General features: G+C 69.1%; 15 protein-coding genes and 3 rRNA genes. 9 read left to right on the top strand and 9 right to left on the bottom strand.

Annotation, left to right across the window (positions count from 1 at the left end; genetic code table 11):
• Positions 1-50 precede the first annotated feature (50 nt).
• Together RWE79_RS18520 and RWE79_RS18515 are read left to right on the top strand one after the other, a co-directional pair.
• Entirely contained in the window at positions 51-3,344 is a 3,294-nt protein-coding gene (locus RWE79_RS18520; protein WP_475941188.1) for an AfsR/SARP family transcriptional regulator, read from the top strand.
• Positions 3,341-4,123, top strand: a complete 783-nt coding sequence (locus tag RWE79_RS18515; protein ID WP_475941187.1) for a DsbA family oxidoreductase — start codon at positions 3,341-3,343, stop codon at positions 4,121-4,123. Before RWE79_RS18520 ends, RWE79_RS18515 begins: the two co-directional genes overlap by 4 nt.
• Here the strand turns inward: RWE79_RS18515 and RWE79_RS18510 are convergent.
• Positions 4,104-6,053, bottom strand: a complete 1,950-nt coding sequence (locus RWE79_RS18510) for a sigma-70 family RNA polymerase sigma factor (RefSeq protein WP_475941186.1) — start codon at positions 6,051-6,053, stop codon at positions 4,104-4,106. The two genes, RWE79_RS18515 and RWE79_RS18510, sit on opposite strands and share 20 nt — an antisense overlap.
• 135 nt (positions 6,054-6,188) lie before the next feature.
• Positions 6,189-6,881: a TetR/AcrR family transcriptional regulator gene (locus tag RWE79_RS18505; RefSeq protein ID WP_475941185.1), complete on the bottom strand. Its 693-nt coding sequence runs from the start codon at positions 6,879-6,881 to the stop codon at positions 6,189-6,191.
• 281 nt (positions 6,882-7,162) lie between these two features.
• Here RWE79_RS18505 and RWE79_RS18500 point away from each other — a divergent pair, with 281 nt between their 5' ends.
• The gene (locus RWE79_RS18500) at positions 7,163-8,527 is read left to right on the top strand and encodes an NAD(P)/FAD-dependent oxidoreductase (RefSeq protein WP_475941184.1); all 1,365 of its coding nucleotides are present in this window, start codon (positions 7,163-7,165) and stop codon (positions 8,525-8,527) included.
• Positions 8,528-8,708: 181 nt separating this feature from the next.
• Positions 8,709-10,385 carry an ATP-binding SpoIIE family protein phosphatase gene (locus tag RWE79_RS18495; protein WP_475941183.1) on the top strand — a complete coding sequence of 559 codons (1,677 nt, stop codon included), beginning with the start codon at positions 8,709-8,711 and terminating at the stop codon, positions 10,383-10,385.
• 70 nt (positions 10,386-10,455) lie between these two features.
• On the opposite strand, the gene RWE79_RS18490 is transcribed toward RWE79_RS18495, so the two are convergent.
• Positions 10,456-11,730: an MFS transporter gene (locus RWE79_RS18490; protein ID WP_475941182.1), complete on the bottom strand. Its 1,275-nt coding sequence runs from the start codon at positions 11,728-11,730 to the stop codon at positions 10,456-10,458.
• A 116-nt stretch (positions 11,731-11,846) separates the two neighbouring features.
• Here RWE79_RS18490 and RWE79_RS18485 point away from each other — a divergent pair, with 116 nt between their 5' ends.
• From RWE79_RS18485 to RWE79_RS18465, 5 genes are all read left to right on the top strand, one after another.
• On the top strand, positions 11,847-12,410 hold the full coding sequence (locus RWE79_RS18485; protein WP_475941181.1) for a MarR family winged helix-turn-helix transcriptional regulator: 564 nt from the start codon (positions 11,847-11,849) through the stop codon (positions 12,408-12,410).
• 624 nt (positions 12,411-13,034) lie between these two features.
• Positions 13,035-14,559, top strand: a 16S ribosomal RNA gene (locus RWE79_RS18480).
• 293 nt (positions 14,560-14,852) lie between these two features.
• Positions 14,853-17,977, top strand: a 23S ribosomal RNA gene (locus RWE79_RS18475).
• 75 nt (positions 17,978-18,052) lie between these two features.
• Positions 18,053-18,169 (top strand): 5S ribosomal RNA (gene rrf, locus RWE79_RS18470).
• Together the 16S, 23S and 5S rRNA genes form the textbook arrangement of a ribosomal RNA operon.
• A 90-nt stretch (positions 18,170-18,259) precedes the next feature.
• Positions 18,260-18,754: a GNAT family N-acetyltransferase gene (locus RWE79_RS18465; protein WP_475941180.1), complete on the top strand. Its 495-nt coding sequence runs from the start codon at positions 18,260-18,262 to the stop codon at positions 18,752-18,754.
• An 11-nt stretch (positions 18,755-18,765) separates the two neighbouring features.
• On the opposite strand, the gene RWE79_RS18460 is transcribed toward RWE79_RS18465, so the two are convergent.
• The 6 genes from RWE79_RS18460 to RWE79_RS18435 all read right to left on the bottom strand — a co-directional run bounded on the left by RWE79_RS18460 (position 18,766) and on the right by RWE79_RS18435 (position 26,057).
• On the bottom strand, positions 18,766-20,358 hold the full coding sequence (locus RWE79_RS18460) for a type IV secretory system conjugative DNA transfer family protein (protein ID WP_475941179.1): 1,593 nt from the start codon (positions 20,356-20,358) through the stop codon (positions 18,766-18,768).
• Positions 20,358-21,752: an ATP-binding protein gene (locus RWE79_RS18455; RefSeq protein WP_475945914.1), complete on the bottom strand. Its 1,395-nt coding sequence runs from the start codon at positions 21,750-21,752 to the stop codon at positions 20,358-20,360. The genes RWE79_RS18460 and RWE79_RS18455 overlap by 1 nt, the downstream gene beginning before the upstream one ends.
• 156 nt (positions 21,753-21,908) lie before the next feature.
• Entirely contained in the window at positions 21,909-23,459 is a 1,551-nt protein-coding gene (locus tag RWE79_RS18450) for an SCO6880 family protein (protein WP_475941178.1), read from the bottom strand.
• Positions 23,456-24,751, bottom strand: a complete 1,296-nt coding sequence (locus RWE79_RS18445) for a hypothetical protein (protein WP_475941177.1) — start codon at positions 24,749-24,751, stop codon at positions 23,456-23,458. The genes RWE79_RS18450 and RWE79_RS18445 overlap by 4 nt, the downstream gene beginning before the upstream one ends.
• Complete coding sequence (locus RWE79_RS18440) at positions 24,741-25,565, bottom strand: DUF8175 domain-containg protein (protein ID WP_475941176.1); 825 nt, start codon at positions 25,563-25,565, stop codon at positions 24,741-24,743. The genes RWE79_RS18445 and RWE79_RS18440 overlap by 11 nt, the downstream gene beginning before the upstream one ends.
• Positions 25,566-25,748: 183 nt before the next feature.
• Positions 25,749-26,057: a hypothetical protein gene (locus RWE79_RS18435; protein WP_018559685.1), complete on the bottom strand. Its 309-nt coding sequence runs from the start codon at positions 26,055-26,057 to the stop codon at positions 25,749-25,751.
• Positions 26,058-26,383 lie beyond the last annotated feature (326 nt).

Raw genomic sequence — 26,383 nt, 5'->3', positions numbered from 1 at the left:
GGGCGGACAATTCCCGGCGCGGTCCGTGGCCGCCCGCGAGAATGGGCGACGTGCGGTATCTGATCCTCGGCGCGACCGAGGTGCGAAGTCCCGACGGCGGTCCGGTCCCCCTCAGGGGGAGCCGGCTGCGCGCGCTGCTGACCGCGCTCGCGCTGCGCACGCCGCACGCGGTGTCCGTCGAGGCGTTGATCGGCGATGTGTGGGGCGGCCCGGACGACGAACCGCCCGCTGACGCGCCGGGCGCGCTCCAGGCGCTGGTGTCCCGGCTGCGCCGTGCCCTCGGCAAGGAGACGATCGCCTCGACGCCCGCCGGGTACCGGCTGCTGGCCGTGCCGGACGACATCGACCTGCACAGCTTCGAACGCCTCGTCCGGGAGGGCGTCGCCGCCCTCGACACCCACCGCGACCCGCAGACCGCCGCCGCCGTCCTCCGTACGGCTCTCGCTCTGTGGCGCGGCCCGGCGCTGGCGGACCTGCCGGACCGGGGCGCCGCGGCCGCCCGCCCCGAAGCGCTGCGCATGACGGCCACCCAGCGCCGGATCGACGCCGAACTCGCGCTCGGCAGAGCCGCCGACGTACTGCCGCAGCTGCGCGGGCTGGTCGCGGAGCACCCGCTGCACGAGCCGTTCCGGGCGCAGTTGATACGCGCGCTGCGCGCGACGGGCCGGGCGGCGGACGCGCTGATGGCCTACGAAGAGGCCCGGGAGGCCCTCGCCGACCGTCTGGGCACCGATCCGGGCCCGGAACTGCGTTCCCTGTACGGCGAGTTGCTGCGGGCGGCAGAGCCGCCGGAGCCGCCTTCGCCGCGCCCATCGGCGGCACCGCCCGCCGCGCCCGGCAATCTGCGGGCCCGGCTCACCACCTTCGTCGGCCGGGAGAGCGAACTGCGCGCGCTGCGGGCCGGTATGGCCGGCTCCCGGCTGATCACGCTGACCGGTCCCGGCGGCTCCGGCAAGACCCGGCTGGCCTACGAGGCCGCGCGGGGCGCCGCATCTCCATCTCCATCCCCATCCGTGTCCGTGGCCGCCCCCGAAGCCGCCCCCGCCTTCCCGGACGGCACCTGGCTCGCCGAACTCGCCCCGCTGGACCACCCCGCCGCCGTCCCCGGCGCCGTGCTCACCGCGCTGGGCCGCCGGGACACCAATGTCTTCGCGGCCGGGATGGAGGCCCGTACGGGCACGTCCCACGAGCCGGCCGACGCCACCGCCCGCATCATCGAGCACTGCCGGCGGCGCAGCCTGCTGCTGGTGCTGGACAACTGCGAGCACGTCATCGGCGCGGCGGCCACCCTCGCGGACGCCCTTCTCGCCGCCTGCCCCGGCCTGACCATCCTCGCCACCAGCCGCGAACCGCTGGGCGTGCCCGGCGAAGCCGTACGCCCGGTCGAGCCGCTCACCCCGCCCACCGCGCGGCGGCTCTTCGCCGACCGGGCGGCCGCCGCGCGGCCCGGCTTCGACCTGGCGCCGCATGCGCAGGCCGTCGACGAGATCTGCCGCCGCCTGGACGGTCTGCCGCTCGCCATCGAACTGGCCGCGGCCCGGCTGCGGATGCTCACCCCGCACCAGATCGCCGACCGCCTGGACAACCGCTTCCGCCTGCTGGCCGGCGGCAGCCGTACGCTCCTGCCGCGCCAGCAGACGCTGCGCGCGGTCGTCGACTGGAGCTGGGACCTGCTGGACAAGGACGAACGCACCGTGCTGCGCCGTTTCAGCGTCTTCGCCGGCGGCTGCACGCTCGCCGCCGCCGAGGAGGTGATCGGCGAGCCCGACACGCTGACGCTGCTGGGCAGGCTCATCGACAAGTCGCTCATCGTCCCGGTCCGTTCACCGGATCCGGCCGAGGTCCGCTACCGGATGCTGGAGACCATCCACGAGTACGCCGCCGAGCAGGCCGCGGCCACCCCCGACGACCTCGCCCGCGCCGCCGCCCGGCACACCGCCCACTACCGCGAGTTCGCCCGCACCGCCGACCGGCTGCTGCGCGGCCCCGACCAGCTCCTGTGGGCGGAACGCGTGGAGGCCGACCTCGACAACATCCGTGCCGCGCTGCAGCGTACGGTCGAGCGGCACGAGGAGGACGACGCGATCGCCATCGTCCTGGCCATGGGCTGGTTCTGGTGGCTGCGCAGCTACCGCGACGATGCCACGGTGTGGCTCGACCGGGTCATCGCGCTCGGCGACGTCCCCGACGACCCGGACGACCCCGGCTTCTGGCCCCGGATGGATCTGCGGCTGCTCGATGTGTTCGTCAAGAGCGACAACCTCCTCCAGGACGCGTCCTCCGGCGAGCGAATCCGCGTCATGGCCCGTCGCCTCCTCGAGGTCTACCGCTCCCCCGGCGCGCACGGCGCCCGCTTCCCCGGACTGCTCTGGCCCTTCTGCGCCTTCATCCTCGGCGACTACTCCCTGATGCCTGGTCAACCGGAGGAGCTGGTGGCCAACTGCCGTTCGCACGGCGGTGACTGGGAGGTCGCCGCCGCGCTGCTGTTCCGTACCCACATCGCCATCGACACCCCCGGCGGTATGGCGCACGCCGACGCCGACTGGCCCGAGCTGCTGGCCCTCAGCGAGGGCGTCGGCGACCGCTGGCTGCGTGCGCAGGTGCACGGGGTGAGCGCCGAGATCCAGTTCACACGTGGTCAGTACGCCCGGGCCCAGGCCGACCTGGAGGCCGCGCGGCGGCTGGGGGAGGAGCTGGGGGCGCACGGTGAAGGGCCGCTCCTGGTCGCCCGGATGGGCGAGGTGGCCCGCCGGGCGGGCGACCGCGACGGCGCGGCCAAACTGCTCCGGGAGGCCATGGACGAGGCCGAGCGCTACGGCGTCCACGACGCCCGCACCTACATCCACTACCTCTTCGCGCAGCTCGCCCTCGACGACGGCGACCCCACCCGGGCCCGCGAGCTGTGCGAACTCGCCCACGGCCAGGCCACGCTGGGGACACCGCCGCCGATGTTCGACGTCCTGCTGGCTGTCCTGAACGCCGCCGTCGTGGCCGCCGAGGGGGATCCGCACGGCGCCCTGGCCGGTTTCACCGCGGCGCTGCACTCCAGCCTCGGCAGCGTCGTCATCTCGGAGGCCTCTCTCGCCGCGATCATCGAACCTGCCGCCGCCGTCCTGGTCGGCCTCGGCCACCCGGCGCGGGCCGCGCGGCTGCACGGCGCGGCCGACGCTCTGCGGGGCCCCCTGCCCCGTTCGGTGCCGGAGGTACGGGAGCTCGCCGTCGCCGAGGCCGCGGCGCGCGGCGCGCTGGGCGATGCGGGGTACGAGGCGGCCCGTGAGGAGGGCCGGGCGCTGGACGCGGCGGGGGCGTACCGTGTCCTTGAGCTTTCAATCGTCGAGGAATGAGTGAGCCAGCCGTGAAGGTCGAGATCTACAGCGACATCGCCTGCCCCTGGTGCTACGTCGGCAAGCGCCGCTTCGAGCGGGCGCTCGCCGCCTTCCCGCAGGCCGACTCCGTCGAGGTGGTCTACCGGCCCTACCAGCTGGTCCCCGACAAGAGCGAGCAGCCCGAGCCGCACCGCGCCTACCTCACCGCCCGCTACGGCCCCCAGTCCGAGGCCATGGACGCCCGCCTGGTCGAACTCGGCCGCGCCGAAGGCCTCCCCTTCGACTTCGACCGTGTCCTGGAGAACAACACCCTCCTCGCCCACCGGCTGCTGTGGCACGCCCTGACCGCCTACGGTCCCGCCGTGCAGGGCCGCCTCAAGGACCGCCTGCTCACCGCCCACTTCGCGGAGGGCGCCGACATCGGTGACCGCGCCGCCCTCGCCTCGCTGGCCGCCGAGTCCGGGCTCGACCGGGAGCGCGCCGCGGTCTTCCTGGCCGGCGAGGAAGGGCTCGACGAGGTCCTCGCCCAGCTCGACGAGGCGCGCGAGCTGGGCATCACCGCCGTGCCCACCTTCGTCTTCGAGGGCCGGTGGGCGGTCCAGGGCGGGCAGGACTCCGAGACCTTCCTCCGCGTCCTGGAGCAGGTGGCGAGGGACACCGGCGCGGACGCGGACACCGAAGCCGCCGCCCCCGAAGCCCCCGAAACCGAAACCGAAACCGAAACCGAAGCCGCCGCCGAAGCCGAGGCCTGCGCCGCCGACGCCGCCTGCGAGGTCCCTACCCCGGGCCGCAGCTGATCCGGGACATCGCCCAGTCCGCCACATTCACCGGCTGGGGAACGTCCACCGCCTCCACCACCAGCCGGAGCGTGCCGCGCCCGGCCAGCGGCACATGCACCGGCACCGCCGCGTCACCGCCCCGGACGACGCCGGACCGCCAGAGGCGGGTGCCGTCGCCGTAGACCGAGAAGCGGGCCGCGCCCAGGCCCGGCGCCAGGTCGTCGATCCCGGCGAGGGCGTCGTACGAGGTGCAGGAACGGTTGAGGTCGATGGTGACCGACGACGGCGTGGTGACGGTGACGCCGTGGTCGTACCGGGTGCCGCCGATACCCGGGCCCCGGCGCTGCCAGACCCGGTCCCCGGTACGGATCGTGGGCTCGGAGGCGTTGCCGAGGGGGTCGTAGCCGAGCCGGCCGACCCGGTAGACCTCCGGCGCCGGGCTGGGCGTCGGAGTGGGCATGGGCGATGGCGTCGGGGTGGGCTCGGGCTGTACGGACGGGGGCCCGGAGGGCGGCGGCGCCGGCGACGCCTTCCTGGCCGGGGCGGGGCTCGGGGCGGGTGCGGGGGAAGGCGCCGCCGCCTCCCGGACCGGCGCCGGTCCTGCCGGGGGCTTCGGCGTCCTCGACGGGACGTCGGCGGACGGCGCGTCGGCGGCCGGGGCCGCCGCGGGTGGCGCCTTCGCCGGCGCCCTGTCCCCCGCGCCGGTCAGCGCGAGGGCCAGTGCCACCCCGGCCGCCGTCACGACGATCCCCGCCGCGAGCCCGGCCTTCACCGGAGCGCCGGCGCCCTCGGCGGCGGCCGCGCCACCGCCCTTGGCCGCGGCGGCCCCGGCGGCCCCCGCGACCGCCCCCGCGCCTGCGGCGGTGGCACCACCTGCCACGATCCCGGCGGCCTTGGCCGCGTACGCGGTCGCGAACCACCCGATGACCGCGACCGGCAGCAGCCCCTTCAGCGCCGCGTTGACGTCGGCCAGCTCGGCGGCCGCCAGCCGGCACTTCGGGCATTCCTCCAGGTGCTTGCGCAGCTCCCGGTCGGCCCGCATCCGCAGGCCGCCGCGCGCGTACGCGCCCAACCGGTCGGCGTACCGGGCGCAGGAGGCCTCCGCTGTCAGCGTCGCGGAGACATGTGCCTGCAGATACGCCTGCCGCAGCCCCTCCCGCGCCCGGTGCGCGAGGACCGCCGTGGCGTTCGCGGTCAGCCCCAGCAGCGGGGCGATCTCGCTGGGCGACTCCTCCTCCACCGCCGTGTGCCAGAGCACCGCCTGCCAGCGCTCGGGCAGCGTACGGAAGGCCCGGATGGCCAGCGACTGCTCGGCCTCGTGCAGGGCACGTACGTCCGCGCCCACATCCAGCCCGGACCCGGACCCGTAACGCGAGCCCTCGTTCGTGGACGACCCGGCCGCCGACACCGCGAAGAGCGCGAAGTCGTCGACCAGTTGCTCGCGCCTGGCGGTGTTGCCCCAGGCCGCGGCGACCCGCCGCACCGTCGTCAGCAGATACGCCCGCACCGCCACATCGGGCCCGCTGCCGCCCCGGATCGCCTGCAGGGTGCGTGCGAAGACCTCGCCGGTGAGGTCCTCGGCGGTGTACCCGTCGCGGCAACAGCTTCGCGCATAGCGCCGTACGGCGTCGGCGTGCCGTCGGTACAGCTCCTCGTACGCGGTGCCGTCACCGCCGCGCACCCGTGTGACGAGCTCGGCGTCCGGCAGCGGCGCGGTGTCCAACCCCTCGCCGCCGCAGTCCTGCGCCGGCACCCGGGCCGGATCGGTCCCCAGCGGCTGCCGGCCCGGCTCGCACCGGCCCGGCTCGCACCGGCCCGGCTCACGCTGCCCCGGTACGCGCCCCCGCGCCGGCAGGCCCTCGCCCGCCTCGGCGGCGGCCCCGGGCCCCGGCTGCCCGAACTGTCCGGGCTCCCGGGGCTGTTGGGGCCCGCCGATTCCCTCGTCCACGGCGCACAGCCTGGCACAGCCATTCCGGCCGACCGCCCCGTGTGACGCGGAACCACTCGTCCGGGGGGTTTCGCCACCCCGGACGCTGCCCACCACTCGAACGGAGCAGTGAATACGGAACGCCTTTATGCCGCCTTATGCCGCCGGCCGGGACCGCAGGCCGTCCAGCAGGATGTCCAGCAACCGCGCCGAAGCCGCCGCCTGGTGCACCGGATCCGGCAGCGCGGGCGCGGCGGTGGCTATCACCAGCAGCACATCCGCCACCGACACGTCACCACGCAGCTCACCCGCCGCCCGGGCCCGGTCCACCAACTGCCCGACCACCTCCAGCAGTGCCGTGACACCCGAACCCGAGGAAGCGCCGGCCTCCTCGGCCGCCCCACGCTGCTGGGGCACCCGGGTCTCGTCGGTGGCCGGCATCGGCCGCAGCACCTGCGGCGGCAGCAGCCGTCCGGCACCCGAGGCCACCGACGTCCGCAGAAAACGCGACAGCGCGGGCCAGGCCTCGTGCTCCTGTCCGAGCGCGGTCCGCGCCTGCTCGGTCAGCCGCGCGGTCTCCTCCTCGGCGATCCGCCTGACCAGTACGTCCTTGCTCGGGAACCGCCGGTAGACGGTGCCGACCCCGACCCGGGCGCGGCGTGCCACGTCCTCCATCGGAGCCCCGTAGCCGAGCTCACCGAATACCTCGCGCGCGGCGCGCAGCACGTGTTCCAGATTCCGCTGGGCGTCCACCCGCAGTGGAGCGGGCCTGCCGCCCCCGCCGCCGTTCGCGCCCGCCATCGTGTCCACTGCCGCCGCCGTCGCCCAATGAGGGTCCTGAATGCGCATATGTGTATCCCCCGGTAATGACGTCTCCCCCCGGAGACTTCCCCACCCCATGATCGCCGGCGCACGACGAACGCACCCCGACGAGTTACGAACATAGTTGAGCATTGGTCAAGAAAGAAGAGGGTCGTCGCCCCACGATCGGAGTATCCGCCCGACTGGTTGGCCTTGCCCCCCTATGCCTCTCTCCCACCTGTCCAGCATGGGCCGTCGCACCGACATCAGGCAATCCCGGGGCGTCCGCCCTGTGGACAAACCCCTGCCACCGCATGCCTCATGGAGCGATGGGCCCACTCAAAGAGCCGGAGACTCCCCGGATCCTGGTCGTCGGCGGCGGATACGTCGGGATGTACACCGCGCTGCGCCTGCAGAAGCAGCTCAAGATCGCCCGGGGCGAGGCGGAGATCGTCGTCGTCGAGCCGCAGCCCTACATGACCTATCAGCCCTTCCTCCCCGAAGCGGCCGCCGGGTCCATCTCACCGCGGCATGTCGTCGTCCCGCTGCGCAGGGTCCTGGACCGCTGCAGACTCGTCATCGGCGAGGCCCACGGCATCGACCACGCCAAGCGCGTCGCGACCGTCTCCACCCTCGCCACCGAGGAAAAGGGTTCCGGCGACATCGAGATCGGCTACGACCAACTGGTCCTCGCCCCCGGCTCGGTCTCGCGCACCCTGCCCGTCCCGGGCCTGGCCGAGCACGGCATTGGCTTCAAGACCGTCGAGGAGGCCATCGGGCTGCGCAACCACGTCCTGGAACAGCTCGACATCGCCTCGGCCACCCGCGACGTCGAGGTCCGTGACGCGGCCCTGACCTTCGTCTTCGTCGGCGGCGGCTACGCGGGCGTGGAAGCCCTCGGCGAGCTGGAGGACATGGCCCGCTACGCCGTCCGCTACTACCACAACCTGGTCCCCGAGGACCTGAAGTGGATCCTGGTCGAGGCCACCGACCGGATCCTCCCCGAGGTCGGTGAGGAGATGGGCCGCTACGCCGTCAGCGAGCTGCGCGGCCGCAACGTCGACATCCGCCTCGGCACCCGGCTGGAGTCCGTCGACAACCGCGTCGCCGCCCTCAGCGACGGCTCGCGCTTCCCCACCCGGACGCTGGTGTGGACCGCCGGCGTCAAGCCGCATCCCGTCCTCGGCCGCACCGACCTGCCCGTCAACGAACGCGGCCGGCTGAAGTGCACCGCCGAGCTGCGCATCGAGGGAACCGAGGGCGCCTGGGCGGCCGGTGACGCCGCAGCCGTCCCGGACCTGACCTCGTCCGATCCGGACGCCGTCACCGCGCCCAACGCGCAGCACGCCGTACGCCAGGCCAGGGTCCTCGCCGACAACATCACCGCCACGCTGCGCGGCGAGCCGTTGACCCGGTACCGGCACAGGTACGTCGGCTCGGTCGCCTCGCTCGGGCTGCACAAGGGCGTGGCGTACCTCTACGGCCGCAAGGTCAAGGGCTATCCCGCCTGGTTCATGCACCGCGCCTACCACCTCAGCCGGGTGCCGACCTTCAACCGCAAGGCCCGCGTCCTGGCCGAATGGATCCTCTCCGGGCTCTTCAAGCGTGAGATCGTCTCGCTCGGCTCCCTGGAGCACCCGCGCGCCGAGTTCGAGCTCGCCGCGGGCCTGGGCCGCAAACCCGACGCGCCCTGACAAGCAGTGCGGACACGGCCGCCGATTCCCCCGGAGCGACGGGTCGGCCACACTGGGCGGGTGACCATGCGTGCGTCAGCATCTGCAAAGAGTGACAATTGCGAGGAATCGGACGTTTGCTGCACTCAATCGAAGCCCAGGCCATGACATCGCGAGGCGAGCGTCCGCGAGGCGACCGGCTGTGAACCTCACACGCTGGAGCGCCCGGCTCCCCGGAACACAGCGACGCAACGCCGCCACCGCCACCGCCACCGGACCGCTGTCCGCCACCGGCGGCGCGGTCCCGGCCGCGCGCGGCAGAAACGGCGGCCCCGCCGAGCACGCCGCGCACCCCGACCGCGCCGACGAGGCGGCCCACGGCCTCGCCGCGCTGTCCGTTCACGACATGCTCGGCCAGGTCCCCGCGCTGATCGCCGTCACCTACGGTCCCGCCCACCGGATCGGCTACGTCAACGACGCCTACGCCGACGTCTTCGGCCCCCGCACCCCCGGCGAGCCCGCCCGCGAGGCCCTCCCCGAACTCGCCGAACTGGGCCTGCTCCCGCTGATGGACCAGGTCTACCGGAGCGGCAAGCCCCGCACCGTCAAGGCCCGCCGCGTCGCCACCGACACCCGCCAGGGCTACTTCACCTTCACCTGCACCCCCGTCCAGGCGGCCGCGGGCGACGGCGGCGTACTGGTCTTCGCCGCCGACGTCACGGACCAGGTGCAGTACGCCGAGCGGCTGCGCGAGAGCGAGCGCCGCGTCCACGACACGGCGGTGACCCTCCAGCGCAGCCTGCTCCCCCAGGAGCTCGAACAGCCCGACGACCTGCGGGTGGCCGCCACCTACCAGCCCGGCGGCACCGACGCCGCGGTCGGCGGCGACTGGTACGACGTCATCACCCTGGGCGCCGGCCGCACCGCCCTGGTCATCGGCGACGTCATGGGCCGTGGCGTCCGCGCCGCCGCAGTCATGGGCCAGCTCCGCACCGCGGTACGCGCCTACGCCCGGCTCGACCTGCCCCCGCACGAGGTCATCCAGCTCCTCGACGGCCTCGCCGCCGAGATCGACCCCACCCAGATCGCGACCTGCGTCTACGCCGTCCACGACCCCACCGAGTCCCGGCTCTCGTACGCCACCGCGGGCCACCTGCCGATCCTCGTGCGCGACGCCGAGGGCACCGTCCACCGGGCCGACGAGCCCACCGGCCCCCCGTTGGGCACCGGCGGCTGGACGCACACCTCCGGCTCCATCCCCCTCGGCCCCGGATCGACCGCCGTGCTCTACACCGACGGCCTCATCGAGCGCCGCGGTGAGGACATCGACGAAGGCGTCGCCGCCCTCACCAACGCCCTCGCGGGCGCCACCGGCACCCCCTCGGTCATCTGCGACCGGCTGCTGCGCGCCCTGGGCGTCACCTCCGAGCACGACGACGACGTGGCCGTGCTGGTCCTGCAGTACCCCGACCACGAAGGCGTCGACGCGGAGCTCTTCCGCAACGCCTCCCTCGACCTGCTGGGCGGCATCGAGGCGGCCCCGCGCGCCCGTGCCTTCGCCTCCGGCGTCCTGGCCTCGTGGCGATTCCCCGTCGAGCTGGTCGACCTCGGCGTCCTCGCCGCGAGCGAGCTGGTCGCCAACTCCCTGCAGCACGGCGTCCCGCCGATGCGGCTGCGACTGCGCCGCACCGACCGCCGCCTCATCATCGAGGTCACCGACGGCGACGACCACCTGCCGCGGCGCAGGCGCGCGGAACCGGTCGACGAGGCGGGGCGCGGCATCTCCATCATCGCCACCATCGCCTCGGCCTGGGGCTCACGGCGCACACCGGGCGGTGGCAAGGCGGTCTGGTGCGAGTTCGCGCTGCCGCAGAACTGACCCGTTCCCGCCGGAAACCCGGGCGGGAACGTAAGACAGGAACGTCGGACACGAACGTCGGACACGGACGTCAGACAGCGACCGGCTCGGGCATCCCGCCCGAGGCGACCACCACCGAACGATGCGGCGTGTCCTGCGCGGTGGCGAGGCTGCGCCCCATGCGCAGCGCCAGCCAGGTGATGCCCAGCGAGCACACGACCAGCATCACGATGTACGCCCCGTACAGCCCGGCGCCCGCCATCAGGCCGCCCACCGCCGGACCGATCGCCAGCGCGAGCTGCTTGACCAGGGCGAAGGCCGAGTTGTACTGCCCGACCAGCCGCGCCGGCGCCAGGTCGGCCACCAGCGGCGCCACCGTCGGCGACAGCATCGCCTCACCGAGCCCGAAGATCGCGTACGTCGAGACCAGCAGGGCCGTGGCCACCGTCTGAGCCCCGTGCACCAGCCCCGACAGGCCCGCCACCACCCACGCGCCGGCCCACAGCAGGCCGACCGCTGCGATGACCCGGCTGCGCCGCCGCCGTTCCACGGTCCTCAGGATCAGGAACTGCGCCATGACGATGACCGCGGTGTTCGCGGCCAGCGCGATGCCCAGCGTCGACGTCGAGACCCGCGTGACCTCGGTCGCGAAGGCCGCCAGGCCGGACTCGAACTGTCCGTAACAGGCGAAGAACATCACCGCGCCCAGCACACACAGCTGCACCATCGACCGGTCGGCGAACAGCGCGCGCCAGCCGTTGCCGGTCCGCTCCACCGGCGCGTCGCCGATCCTGGCGACCCTCGGCAGCCGCACCGTGGCCACCACCGCGCCCAGCACCAGGAACATCACGGCCTCGATCGTGAACAGCAGCGTGAAGGACCCCGGGTGCGAGGTGTCCACCATCAGCCCGCCGATCAGCCCGCCGATGCCCAGACCCAGGTTGGCCAGGAAGAACTGCATGGCGAACGCGCGCGAGCGGGTGCCCGGTGTGGAGCACCACACGATGAGCGTCGCCAGCGCAGGCTGCATGACCGCGATCCCCGCGCCCATCACCGCGGACGCCGCGATCACCAGCGGGGCGGTCGTCGCCAGCCCGAAGCCCATCACGCCCACCGCGGCCGTCAACGAACCGGCCAGCAGCACGGGCAGCGGCCCCCGCCGGTCGATCGTCCGGCCGGTGAACGGCAGCACGGCAAGCGCGGCCACGGCGAACGCCGACAGGACCACGCCCGCCGTACTCGCCCCCAGACCCCGCACCTGCGCCACATAGACGAACAGATACGGGACGGTGAAGCCGTTGCCGAACGCGCTCAGCGCGTTCCCCAGCTGGATCCGGCGCAGTGCTGCGCCCATCGCGGTGGTCACACTCACCCCTTAGGTTGGTAGTCCTCGATCTCGAAGACTTCAAAGTTAAAGTTCGAAGCTAAACTGTACATGCCGGAAGTCTTTAGTGCCAATGGTTTACGTGGGAGACTCGACCCATGACCACCGCAGCGGACGGCCCCTCCAGCAGCCCCCACGAGCTGGATCTCGACGAGCAGATCGCGATCTACCAGCGCGAGTACCCGGAGGTCGACACCCAGGTCGAGAAGGTCGTCACCGCTCTCGGCCGCCTGAACCGCCGGATGTACGTCGGCTACGGCCGCCATCTGTCCGCCGTCGGCATCAGCAGCGCCGAGTGGGAGGTCCTCAAGGCCCTGGTCCTCGTCGGCCGCCCCTACCGGCTCGGCCCCGGCGACCTCGCCAAGCGCCTCGGCCTCACCCCGGCGGCCATGACCCACCGCATCGACCGCATGGTCGCCGAGGGTCTGGTCACCCGGGAGCGCGACGAGTCCAACCGCGTCCGCGTCATCGTCGAACTCACCGACGAGGGCCGCAGCAAGTGGCTCCAGACCATGCGCATGGCCTCCGCCTTCGAGGACGACCTCCTCCAGGACCTCTCGACCGACGAACGCACCCAGCTCGGCGAGATGCTCACCCGGCTCCTCCGTCGTGTCGAAGCCGCCCAGCCCGACGCCGGCGGCCGGCTCCAGAACCTCGACTGAGGTGGTTTGACAGCGGTCAGGTCGATCCGTAGTGTTCTCCGAGTTGCCCAGCGGTGGACGCCGACCCAGGTCGGTCCCGAGGCAGCCATCCCAGAGCAGGTACTCGAACGAACGACTGCATGTCGTCTCGTTTTCGTGCGTGTTTTCGGAATGAGGATCGGAAATTGCTCGATTTGGATCGGGCAGCGCAGATCCGCTAAGTTTCACTCGTCGGAACGGCCCAACAGCCGCGAAGACAAGCAGCGAATACCCTGCTCAGGCGGGGTGGAGCTGACCGGAAATCAGGGCCGAAAGGGTCTGGTAGAGTCGGAATCACCGAAAAGCGAAAGCCGGACGGTAAGCCCCCTCCAGAGGGTGGCGGAAACGAGAAATCGGGTCTGCTAAGCTGGGGACAACGAAGGGAAAGCCCGGAGGGGCCGGTGAAACGGTCTCGAAGGAAGCTTCCGTTCCTTGAGAACTCAACAGCGTGCCAAAAGTCAACGCCAGATATGTTGATAACCCCGGCTCACTTCGGTGAGTTGTGGTTCCTTTGAAGAAAAACACAGCGAGGACGCTGTGAACCATCGGATTATTCCTCCGGTGGTTCCGCTCAACGCGAGTGTCGAACCCGATTACGGGTAAACATTCACGGAGAGTTTGATCCTGGCTCAGGACGAACGCTGGCGGCGTGCTTAACACATGCAAGTCGAACGGTGAAGCCTTTCGGGGTGGATCAGTGGCGAACGGGTGAGTAACACGTGGGCAATCTGCCCTGCACTCTGGGACAAGCCCTGGAAACGGGGTCTAATACCGGATAATACCTTCTCCTGCATGGGAGGGGGTTGAAAGCTCCGGCGGTGCAGGATGAGCCCGCGGCCTATCAGCTTGTTGGTGGGGTAATGGCCTACCAAGGCGACGACGGGTAGCCGGCCTGAGAGGGCGACCGGCCACACTGGGACTGAGACACGGCCCAGACTCCTACGGGAGGCAGCAGTGGGGAATATTGCACAATGGGCGAAAGCCTGATGCAGCGACGCCGCGTGAGGGATGACGGCCTTCGGGTTGTAAACCTCTTTCAGCAGGGAAGAAGCGCAAGTGACGGTACCTGCAGAAGAAGCACCGGCTAACTACGTGCCAGCAGCCGCGGTAATACGTAGGGTGCGAGCGTTGTCCGGAATTATTGGGCGTAAAGAGCTCGTAGGCGGTCTGTCACGTCGGATGTGAAAGCCCGGGGCTTAACCCCGGGTCTGCATTCGATACGGGCAGACTAGAGTGTGGTAGGGGAGATCGGAATTCCTGGTGTAGCGGTGAAATGCGCAGATATCAGGAGGAACACCGGTGGCGAAGGCGGATCTCTGGGCCATTACTGACGCTGAGGAGCGAAAGCGTGGGGAGCGAACAGGATTAGATACCCTGGTAGTCCACGCCGTAAACGTTGGGAACTAGGTGTTGGCGACATTCCACGTCGTCGGTGCCGCAGCTAACGCATTAAGTTCCCCGCCTGGGGAGTACGGCCGCAAGGCTAAAACTCAAAGGAATTGACGGGGGCCCGCACAAGCAGCGGAGCATGTGGCTTAATTCGACGCAACGCGAAGAACCTTACCAAGGCTTGACATCACCCGGAAAGCATCAGAGATGGTGCGCCCCTTGTGGTCGGGTGACAGGTGGTGCATGGCTGTCGTCAGCTCGTGTCGTGAGATGTTGGGTTAAGTCCCGCAACGAGCGCAACCCCTGTTCTGTGTTGCCAGCATGCCCTTCGGGGTGATGGGGACTCACAGGAGACCGCCGGGGTCAACTCGGAGGAAGGTGGGGACGACGTCAAGTCATCATGCCCCTTATGTCTTGGGCTGCACACGTGCTACAATGGTCGGTACAATGAGCTGCGATACCGCAAGGTGGAGCGAATCTCAAAAAGCCGGCCTCAGTTCGGATTGGGGTCTGCAACTCGACCCCATGAAGTCGGAGTTGCTAGTAATCGCAGATCAGCATTGCTGCGGTGAATACGTTCCCGGGCCTTGTACACACCGCCCGTCACGTCACGAAAGTCGGTAACACCCGAAGCCGATGGCCCAACCCGTAAGGGAGGGAGTCGTCGAAGGTGGGACTGGCGATTGGGACGAAGTCGTAACAAGGTAGCCGTACCGGAAGGTGCGGCTGGATCACCTCCTTTCTAAGGAGCACTTCTTGACCGTTTCGGCGGTCCAAGGGGCCAGTTCATCGGCGAATGTCCGGTGCTGGTTGCTCATGGGTGGAACGTTGACTATTCGGCACGGCTGGTTGTGAGTGTTAGTACTGCTTCGGCGTGGAACACATGATCAATGAGTCGGGTCGGGCACGCTGTTGGGTCCTGAGGGAACGAGAGTTGCCTCAACGTAGACCGGCCTCATGAAGCTCACCGTTTGGGTGGGGGGAGTGGGGGAGGGTTCGTTGCTTGAGAACTACATAGTGGACGCGAGCATCTGTGGGCAAGTTTTTAAGGGCGCACGGTGGATGCCTTGGCACCAGGAACCGATGAAGGACGCGAGAGGCCGCGATAGGCCCCGGGGAGCTGTCAACTGAGCTTTGATCCGGGGGTGTCCGAATGGGGAAACCCGGCAGTCGTCATGGGCTGTCACCCATACCTGAACACATAGGGTATGTGGAGGGAACGCGGGGAAGTGAAACATCTCAGTACCCGCAGGAAGAGAAAACAACCGTGATTCCGGGAGTAGTGGCGAGCGAAACCGGATGAGGCCAAACCGTATGCGTGTGATACCCGGCAGGGGTTGCGTATACGGGGTTGTGGGATCGTACTTCGATGGTCTGCCGGCCGTCGGGCGAGTCAGAAACCGTATGGATAGGCGAAGGACATGCGAAAGGTCCGGCGTAGAGGGTAAGACCCCCGTAGCTGAAATCTGTACGGCTTGCTTGTACGACACCCAAGTAGCACGGGGCCCGAGAAATCCCGTGTGAATCTGGCGGGACCACCCGTTAAGCCTAAATATTCCCTGGTGACCGATAGCGGATAGTACCGTGAGGGAATGGTGAAAAGTACCGCGGGAGCGGAGTGAAATAGTACCTGAAACCGTGTGCCTACAAGCCGTGGGAGCGTCGCGCATCGAGTTTACTCGGTGCGTCGTGACTGCGTGCCTTTTGAAGAATGAGCCTGCGAGTTTGCGGTGTGTTGCGAGGTTAACCCGTGTGGGGAAGCCGTAGCGAAAGCGAGTCCGAATAGGGCGATTGAGTAGCGCGCCCAAGACCCGAAGCGGAGTGATCTAGCCATGGGCAGGTTGAAGCGTGGGTAAGACCGCGTGGAGGACCGAACCCACCAGGGTTGAAAACCTGGGGGATGACCTGTGGTTAGGGGTGAAAGGCCAATCAAACTCCGTGATAGCTGGTTCTCCCCGAAATGCATTTAGGTGCAGCGTCACGTGTTTCTTGCCGGAGGTAGAGCACTGGATAGGCGATGGGCCCTACCGGGTTACTGACCTTAGCCAAACTCCGAATGCCGGTAAGTGAGAGCGTGGCAGTGAGACTGTGGGGGATAAGCTCCATGGTCGAGAGGGAAACAGCCCAGAGCATCGACTAAGGCCCCTAAGCGTACGCTAAGTGGGAAAGGATGTGGAGTCGCAGAGACAACCAGGAGGTTGGCTTAGAAGCAGCCACCCTTGAAAGAGTGCGTAATAGCTCACTGGTCAAGTGATTCCGCGCCGACAATGTAGCGGGGCTCAAGCGTACCGCCGAAGTCGTGTCATTGCAGCATGTACTCCCAACGGAGGCTGTGATGGGTAGGGGAGCGTCGTGTGCCGGGTGAAGCCGCGCCGGAAGGCAGTGGTGGACGGTTCACGAGTGAGAATGCAGGCATGAGTAGCGATACACACGTGGGAAACGTGTGCGCCGATTGACTAAGGGTTCCTGGGTCAAGCTGATCTGCCCAGGGTAAGTCGGGACCTAAGGCGAGGCCGACAGGCGTAGTCGATGGACAACCGGTTGATATTCCGATACCCGCTTTGAAACGCCCAGTATCGAACCAGGCGATGCTAAGTCCGTGAAGCCGCCCTGATCTCTTCGGAGTTGAGGGGAGTGGTGGAGCCGACGGACCAGACCTGTAGTAGGTAAGCGATGGGGTGACGCAGGAAGGTAGTCCAGCCCGGGCGGTGGTTGTCCCGGGGTAAGGGTGTAGGCCGTGTGATAGGCAAATCCGTCACACATTGAGGCTGAGACCTGATGCCGAGCCGATTGTGGTGAAGTGGATGATCCTATGCTGTCGAGAAAAGCCTCTAGCGAGTTTCATGGCGGCCCGTACCCTAAACCGACTCAGGTGGTCAGGTAGAGAATACCGAGGCGTTCGGGTGAACTATGGTTAAGGAACTCGGCAAAATGCCCCCGTAACTTCGGGAGAAGGGGGGCCATCACCGGTGATAGCACTTGCTGCTTGAGCTGGGGGTGGCCGCAGAGACCAGCGAGAAGCGACTGTTTACTAAAAACACAGGTCCGTGCGAAGCCGTAAGGCGATGTATACGGACTGACGCCTGCCCGGTGCTGGAACGTTAAGGGGACCGGTTAGTCACATTTCGGTGTGGCGAAGCTGAGAACTTAAGCGCCAGTAAACGGCGGTGGTAACTATAACCATCCTAAGGTAGCGAAATTCCTTGTCGGGTAAGTTCCGACCTGCACGAATGGCGTAACGACTTCTCGACTGTCTCAACCATAGGCCCGGTGAAATTGCACTACGAGTAAAGATGCTCGTTTCGCGCAGCAGGACGGAAAGACCCCGGGACCTTTACTATAGCTTGATATTGGTGTTCGGTTCGGCTTGTGTAGGATAGGTGGGAGACTGTGAAGTCATGGCGCCAGCCATGGTGGAGTCGTCGTTGAAATACCACTCTGGTCGTGCTGGATGTCTAACCTCGGTCCGTGATCCGGATCAGGGACAGTGTCTGGTGGGTAGTTTAACTGGGGCGGTTGCCTCCTAAAATGTAACGGAGGCGCCCAAAGGTTCCCTCAGCCTGGTTGGCAATCAGGTGTTGAGTGTAAGTGCACAAGGGAGCTTGACTGTGAGACTGACGGGTCGAGCAGGGACGAAAGTCGGGACTAGTGATCCGGCGGTGGCTTGTGGAAGCGCCGTCGCTCAACGGATAAAAGGTACCCCGGGGATAACAGGCTGATCTTCCCCAAGAGTCCATATCGACGGGATGGTTTGGCACCTCGATGTCGGCTCGTCGCATCCTGGGGCTGGAGTCGGTCCCAAGGGTTGGGCTGTTCGCCCATTAAAGCGGTACGCGAGCTGGGTTTAGAACGTCGTGAGACAGTTCGGTCCCTATCCGCTGTGCGCGTAGGAATATTGAGAAGGGCTGTCCCTAGTACGAGAGGACCGGGACGGACGAACCTCTGGTGTGCCAGTTGTCCTGCCAAGGGCATGGCTGGTTGGCTACGTTCGGGAGGGATAACCGCTGAAAGCATCTAAGCGGGAAGCCTGCTTCGAGATGAGTATTCCCACCAACTTGATTGGTTAAGGCTCCCAGTAGACGACTGGGTTGATAGGCCGGATGTGGAAGCCCTGTAAGGGGTGGAGCTGACCGGTACTAATAGGCCGAGGGCTTGTCCTCAGTTGCTCGCGTCCACTGTGTAGTTCTGAAGTAACGAACCGTGTTGTTTTCCGGTGGTCGTTAACTTCATAGTGTTTCGGTGGTCATAGCGTTAGGGAAACGCCCGGTTACATTTCGAACCCGGAAGCTAAGCCTTTCAGCGCCGATGGTACTGCAGGGGGGACCCTGTGGGAGAGTAGGACACCGCCGAACAATCATTCGCCTCAGCCCCCGAGCCTTGTGCTCGGGGGCTGAGGCTTTTTTGCGTTGCGGTGCGGCTCGGGCGGCTGCCACCATCACCGCATGGGATATGAAATACGTGCTCGGCGCCCCGACGATTGGGAAGCCGCCAGGGATCTGCGACTGACCGGGCTCAAGGATCCGGCCAGCAGTGTGGCATTCGTCAACACCTATGAGACCGAGGCGGCCTTCACCGAGGACGTGTGGCGGCACCGGGCGGAGACCCCGGCGTTCGTCGCGGTGGACGGTTCCGGGGAGTGGGTGGGGACCGTGACGGTGCTGGTCGAGGAGGAAGAGCGGCAGACACATCTGGTCGGGGTGTTCGTGAGGCCGGAGCACCGGGGCACGGGGCTGGCGGAGGAGTTGCTGAGAGCGGCCGTCGACTGGTCGTGGGAGCTGCCGCAGAAGACCGAACGGGTGCGGCTGTGGGTGCACGGCGAGAACCCGCGGGCTCAGGCGTTCTACAGCCGGCTGGGGTTCACCCGGACCGGGCAGACGATGGCGTTTCCGCTGGACGAGACACAGACCGAGTACGAGATGGTGCTGCCACGCCAGTAGGAGCCGGGCCGTCAGAGCAGCCGGATCGCGTCCGGGACCTCGTCCAGGAGCGCGGGGGCGGAGGCAGGGCCGAGGATCAGCCGGGCGTCGGCCCTGCGCCACAGGGGCGTACGCCAGTGGGCGCGGGCCTGTTCGGGGGAGCGCAGGACGGCCAGGGTGGGCAGGCCGAGGGCGGTGCCTGAGGCCAGGAGGTCCGGGAGGCCGGGGACCGGGGCGAGGGCCGCGATGTCGTCCAGGACGAGGGTCATTGGTGGGTCGAGCCGACCGGCGGGTGACCGTGCGGCCATGCGCCGGCCGTGCTCGACCACGCTGGAGACGAGTGCGGTGAGCAGTGGCATCGCACCCGGGCGGCTCCGCGGATCCTCGTTGAGCTCGCCCACGACATAAAGCGTTCCCCGTTCGCGTACGAACGACTCCAGATCGAGGGCATCGGCACGGCCGGGATTGCAGGCGTCGCGGATGTGGACGGAGTTGAGGGATTCCAGGGTCCGGTGGATGTGGGCCTGGGCGGCGTCGCGGCGGTCGGTGTGGGCGTGCAGTACGGACTCCAGCTCGCCGCTCCAGCCGGAGGCGGCCCTGGGGTGCGTACGCAGGATCCGTACGGCGTCCTGGCCGCCGTTGCCGCCCGCCCAGCGGTGGACCTGGCGGAAGGGGAGGCCGTCGACGGCGGCGGCGTGCAGCCAGCAGCGCAGCAGGGTCTCGGCGGCGTCGAACATGGCGGCGTCGGCGGTCGCGTGCGGGCGGCACGGGAAGAGCAGGGCCCGGGCGGCCGCCAGGGCGGTGGGCACGTCGTCGCAGCCGGTGTGCGGTGCCCAGCGGAGCCGGCCGGGGGTGTCGACGAGGTGGGCCGGATCGTAGATGTGGACGGGGCCGAGCTTGGCGCGGTTGCCGACGGTCTGGTGGAAGGTGTCGGGGTCGGCTGTGGTGACGACGACCGGGCCGCCGGCGTTGAGGATGGCCGGCTGGACAAGGCGCTTGCCCTTGTCACTGCCCGGAGCCGCGAACAGGACGTACGTGGACGTCAGTTCGGCGTCCGCGAGGCGGTCCTGCGGGGTGTGTGCGACGTGTGGGACGTGCGCGGCAGGGGCGGCATGGACGGCACGGGACGGGGGTTCTTCCGGCCCCCGCGGGGGCGGCGGCGCAGCCAACGGCACAGTGGCGGGCGGCTGTTCCACGGGCACCGTCACGGGTCCGGCGTCCGCGGTTGCCGCGGCGTCGGCCATCGCGGTGGCTTCGCGGCGCCGGGCGCGTACCAGCCGGTAGCGGGTCGTCACGCCGATCGCGAAGACGGTCACCACGAACAGCACCATCAGCTGTCCGATGAAGATGCCCCAGAACAGGCCCGAGCTGGGCAGACCGTCCGGCGGGGAGTCCGGCCACGCGCCCGGGATGTCGTGGGGGTGGCCCATGAGATGGCGCATGGCCGGCGGGGTGCGGGTGAAGTGCAGCCTGGCGGGCCAGGAGCCGTGGGAGAGCAGGCCGGCTATGCCGGTGGCGGTCCACAGCAGGACGGTCATGCCGAGCAGAAAGCCGATGACGCCCAGGATCAGGCCGTCGGGGACGCCGCCCTCGCGCTGCTGCTGTCCTGGGCCCTGAGTCGTCATCACGCCACCGCGTCGTCGGCCAACTGTTTGTTGAGCGAGACCGCTCCGGCTTCCGCTTCCGCTTCCGCCACGGCCTCGGCGTCCGCCTCGGCCGACGACTGGGTCATCGCCCGGTCGGTGTAGACCAGTGGGCGTTCGGTCTCGGTGATCAGGTGTTTGACCACCTGGACGTTGCCGTTGACGTCCCAGACCGCGATGCCGGGGGTGAGGGTGGGGATGATCTCCACCGCCCACCGGGGCAGGCCGAGGACCCTTCCGGTGGCCCGTGCCTCGTCGGCCTTCTGGGCGTAGATGGTCCGGGTCGATGCCATCTTGAGGATCGCGGCCGCCTCCTTCGCCGCCGCGCCGTCCACGACGTCGGAGAGGTGGTGGACGACGGCCACGAAGGACAGGCCGAGCCGTCGGCCGAACTTCAGCAGGCGCTGGAAGAGCTGGGCGACGAAGGGTGAGTTGATGATGTGCCAGGCCTCTTCGACCAGGAAGATGCGCTTCTTGCGGTCGGGCCGGATCCAGGTGTGCTCCAGCCAGACGCCGACGATCGCCATCAGGATCGGCATGGCGATGGAGTTGCGGTCGATGTGCGAGAGGTCGAAGACGATGAGCGGGGCGTCGAGGTCGATCCCGACGGTCGTCGGGCCGTCGAACATCCCGCGCAGGTCGCCGTCGACGAGCCGGTCCAGGACGAGGGCGACGTCCAGGCCCCAGGCGCGTACGTCGTCGAGCTGGACGTTCATCGACTCGGCGGAGTCCTCCATGGGGTGGCGGAGGCGTTCCACGATGTCGGTGAGGATGGGCTGGCGCTCGGTGATGGTCTCGATGACGTAGGCGTGCGCCACCTTGAGGGCGAAGCCGGAACGCTCGTCCAGGCCGCGCCCCATGGCGACCTCGATGATCGTACGGAGCAGGGCCAGCTGGCCGGTGAGGGTGATCGCCGGGTCGAGGGGGTTGAGCTTGATGCCGCCGTCGAGGGCGGCCATCGGGTCCAGCCGGATGGGCTGTATTCCGAGGGCCTTGGCGATGAGGTTCCACTCGCCGACGCCGTCCTCGCCCTGCGCGTCGAGCACGACGACCTGGCGGTCGCGGAAGCGGAGCTGGCGCAGTACGTAGGTCTTTTCGAGGGCTGACTTTCCGTTGCCGGACTCACCCAGGACCAGCCAGTGGGGGGCGGGCAGCTGCTGGCCGTAGAGCTGGAACGGGTCGTAGATGTACCCCTTGCCGGAGTAGACCTCGCGGCCGATGATCACACCGGAGTCGCCGAGGCCGGGGGCGGCGGTGGGGAGGTAGACGGCCTGCGCCTGGCCGGTGGACGTACGCACGGGGAGGCGGGTGGACTCGACCTTGCCGAAGAGGAAGCTGGTGAAGGCGTCGGTGAGGGCGGCGAGGGGGTCGAGCATGGCCATGGGGTTGCCTCCTCGGCCGTCAGCGAGTCCCGCGCCGGGGGCACGGGCTCTGGTGGTTCTTATGGTGCCGGGTGGCGGTGGGTCCGTGGGGAGGGGGCGTGAGGGGCGCATCGCGGCGGCCCTGACGCGCGGTGTCCTGCTGCGGGGCGTTCATCGGCGGATTCCCGTCGCGAACGGGAGGGTGTTGACGAAGGCCCGGTGGTGCTCGCGGTCGCACCACTCCAGCTTGAGGTACGACTTGCCGGCCGAGGCGCGGATGGTGCGCTTGTCGCGGGCCAGCGCCTCGGGGGAGCGGGACGAGACGGTGATGTAGCCGACCAGGTTGACGCCCGCGGCGCCGGAGGCGAGGTCCTCGCCGCGCTGGTCGATACGGCCGTGGTGGGCCACGTCGCGGGGGTCGATGACGCGGTTCATCTTGGCGGCGCGGCTGGCGTCGGCGTCGTCGTTGGTCTTCTCGGTGAGCATGCGCTCGATGGCGACGTCGGTCGGTTCGAGGTCCATGCAGACGGCGACGGTGCGGATGACGTCCGGGGTGTGGACCAGCAGCGGCGCGAGGAAGTTGACACCGACGGGGGTCATCGGCCACTCCTTGACCCAGGCGGTGGAGTGGCACCAGGGGGCGCGCGTGGACGACTCGCGGGTCTTGGCCTGGAGGAACGTCGGCTCGGTGGCGTCGAGTTCGGCGGGCCAGGCGTTACGGCGGGTCATCGCCTGGATGTGGTCCATGGGGTGGTCCGGGTCGTACATGGAGTGCACGAGGGAGGACAGCCGCGCCTGGCCCAGCGGCTGGCGGACCCGGATGTCGGCCTCGGCCAGGCGGGCGCAGATGTCGGTGAGTTCGCGGGCCATGACGGCGGCGATCCCGGCGTCCTTGTCGACGTTCTTGCCGCGCAGGCCGGTGGCGCGGGCGATGGCGGCGCCCTCGGCGGCGAGTTCGCGGCCGTAGTGCATACAGGCGACCAGGTAGGCGCGGTGCTGCTCGCTGGAGGTGGACACCATCGACTGGAGCTGGTCGTAGGAGTCCTTGAGCCACCGTTCGGCGCCCTCGTCCCCGCGTACGGCGACGTCCTTGGCGTGGGCGTCGGGGTCGGCGGGGAGGGTGCGGGCGAGCATCTGGAGGCGGGTGACGAAACCGTCGCCGTTGGCCACGTGCTTGAGGAGGGTGCCGAAGCGTTCGACCAGGGCCTCCTGGTCCTCGCTGTCGCGCAGGCCGACGCCGGGGCCCTCGATCTCGATGGCGGCGGTGACGGTGCGGCGGTCGACGTGCAGCAGCACGGCGATCTCGTCGGGGCCGAAGGGTGCGGACAGCCAGGTGATGCGTCCGATGCCGGGCGGCGGCCCGATCTCGATCTCGCGGCCGTCGAGGCGGATGCCGGCCTCGGCGGCGCCGGAGCGGTAGGTGGCCGCGTTGCGCAGGGTGCGGCGGTAGGTGCGGTTGATCTCGAACCACCGGTAGAAGGTGCGGCGTTTGTACGGCATGTAGACCGCGGCGAAGGCCAGCAGGGGCCAGCCGGTCAGTCCCAGGATCCGCAGGGGGAGGATCGGGACGAGAAGCCCGCACATCATGCCGAGGAAGGCCCCGGCGATGATGAGGGTGATCTCGCCGGTCTCGCGGTTCTTGCCGACGATGGCGTTCGGCCGGGCCTTGCCGATCAGATACGTACGGCGTGGCTGGGGGGCGGCGTAGGGCTGGGACGTCACCTGTTGTCACCTCCGGACTTGCTACTGCTGCTGGTGCCGTTGCCGCCGCGGTCCGGCGTGGTGCGCGGTGCGGGGGCGGCGGGGGCCGCGGCGGCGCCGCCGCGGGTGCTGTGGGCGGCCACGCCGCCGGCCACGCTGTTGGCGGGCTGGGCGGAACCTCCGGAGGCGGCCTGTTCCTGGGCTCCGCCGCGCGAACTGTGCGTCTTGATGCCCTGCTTCACCAGCGCCGCCGGGGAGGAGATCACGGCGGCGGCCTGGCTCTCACCGCTGGCCTTGCGGCCGTTGCGCAGGCTCTGCACGTCGTCGCCGAAGCCGGGCACGAAGCGGTAGATCATGGCGCTGGCGAAGATCGCCAGCAGGATGATCGCGAGGCCGGAGACCACGGCCCCGAAGGCGTTCGGCCCGTCGTCGGAGGAGAGCGCGCCGGCCAGGCCGAGAACGATGACGATGACCGGTTTGACGAGGATGACCGCGATCATGATGCCCGCCCAGCGGCGGACGTGGTGCCACATGTTCTTGTCGACCAGGCCGGAGTACACGGCGGTGCCGAGCAGCGCGCCGACGTACAGCAGCGCGGCGCGGATGACGAGTTCCAGCCACAGGACGCCTGCGGCGAGCACCGAGATGAGGGAGACGACGATCAGCATGATCGGGCCGCCGCCGATGTCGGTCTCGCCGGACAGCGCGTCGGCGAAGGAGCCGAAGAAGACATCGGTGTTGGAGGACGTGCCGGAGGAGATCACCTCGGTGACCCCGTCGGTGGCGGACACCACGGTGTAGAGGATCAGCGGGGTGAAGGCCGAGGCGATGACGGTCAGCCACAGGAAGCCGACGGCCTCGGTGAGGGCCTCGGTCAGCGGCACGCCGCGCACGGCGCGCTTGGCGACCGCCAGCAGCCACAGGACCAGGGTCAGGATGGTGGAGGCGGCGAAGACGACCGCGTACTGGCGCAGGAAGGAGGCGTTGGTGAAGTCGACCTGGGTGGTCTTGGTGACCGCCTTCGAGAGCTGCCCGATGACCCAGGACGCGGCGTCGGCGCAGCCCCGGGCGAGCGAGGCCAGCGGGTCGAGGGAGTCGGTGAGGCTGTTGGTGTCGCCGCTGCTGCCGTTGCCGCTCTCGCAGTAGTCCTTGGCGACGCCGATGAACTGGCTGCAGTCGGCGGAAGCGCTGGGACTGGGCGACGGTGAGGGGGCGGCGACCGCCCGTGAGGCGGCCAGGAGGAAGGCGGTCTGTGCTCCGGCGAGAAGCGCGGCGAGCGACAGCACACGGTGGTGATGGCGGCTACCTGGCATAGGTGAAACCTCCGTATCCCTCGACCGCGTTCGCGATCTCGTCCGCGCCCGCGGCCCGTTCGTCGCCGGCGACCGGCGCGGGTCCCTGCTTCTGGCTGGACGACTCGATCTTCCAGTCGCCGTCGATCCACTTCAGCTTCTCGGTGATGGTGAACCAGCTCTGACTGACCGGCTTGGTGGAGCCCTCGCCGGCCAGTCCGACGAGTCCGGTGCACCAGACCTCGACGGTGGCGGTGGTGCCGCTGTGGCCGGTGGTCCTGGTGCCTACGGGGATCGTGCGCGATACGAAGGTGTAGCCGCTGGGAGTCGAGCCGTCCTGGTCCAGGCCGACCTTTTCCAGGAAGGCGGCGGAGTACGCCTTGTCGAGCTTGCTCTGCAGCCGGTCCACCACGGCCGGGTCGTGGATGGCGGTGACGATGGCGTGCCGGCGCTGGGCGTCGAACATGCCGTCGCCGCCGAGGGCCACCGCGTAGTTGGCCGCGGCGGACTGGGCGCCCTGGGAGGTGCGGGCGAAGCCGGATGCGATGCCCTGGTCGGAGCCGGAGACGGGCTTCTGGCCGGTGGCGGAGGTGGGCTGGGACTGGGTGGTCCCCTTGCCGCCGCTGCCCGAGTCGTTGCCGCCTGAGGTGTTGTCCGAGCTGTCGCCGCGGTTGACGAAGGCGATGGCGGCGAAGAGCAGCACGATGACACCGACGACGGCGATCAGGCTGCGGCCCGGGCGGGCGGGGCGGCGGGCGGCGGTGCCGCCGGGGCCGGCCTGGCCCTCGGGGAACCGGGTGCGGGTGGTCGGCGGCCCGTCGTGGCCGGGGCTCATCGCGCTGTCGCCCCCTCACGCGAGAAGGGCAGGGCGGAACCGCGGTCGGGTCCGGTATCGCTGCTCGGGTGAGTGGGCATCAGCACGCAGCCTCGGGTGGGGATGTGGGCCGGGACGGGCCCTGGGGACATAACCAAGGTAGGGGACAGTGGCTGGGAGACGCTGTGTCGTGTCGGGGCCTGGCTAGACCGCCATCCCGTAGACGATGGTGAACAGCGTGCCGAGGGAACCGATGATGAACACGCCGGTCAGTCCGGCGATGATCAACCCCTTGCCCTGCTCGGCGCTGAAGGTGTCGCGGAGCGCCGTCGCGCCGATCCGCTGCTTTGCCGCGCCCCAGATCGCGATGGCCAGACAGAGCAGGATCGCCACTGCCATCACCACCTCGATCATCACGCGCGCTTCGTTCCCGAGGGAACCGAAGGGACCCCAGTCCGGGGCGATACCACCGATGATGGTGTTGATGTCGCCCTTCTCGGCTGCCAGGAACATGAGAACTCACCACCACGCTAGATCAGTTGGTCTCCTCGCCGGGGCGCAAGGAGCCAAGGTCTATCTTGGCGGAGGATGCCGCCGTCGGATGTCGACTCGGCGACTTTCTCAGCCGATTACCTCGTGTGATTACCGCCGCAGACGTCAGACTGGTCGGACTGTCGCACGGACCGGTGTTCGATGGGACTTGGATGACTACTCTGTGTATCACGCGCGTGACCGCAGGGCAACGATTGGGGGCGGCGATGAGTGGTGATGCTTTACCGGGCGCTTTCCGGGGGCCGACTCGCCGTCACCACCCGTGTCTGTACACCCAGTACGCACAG

Source organism: Streptomyces sp. RLA131 (genome assembly GCF_056270125.1).
This window is presented reverse-complemented; position numbering and strand designations above follow the sequence as displayed.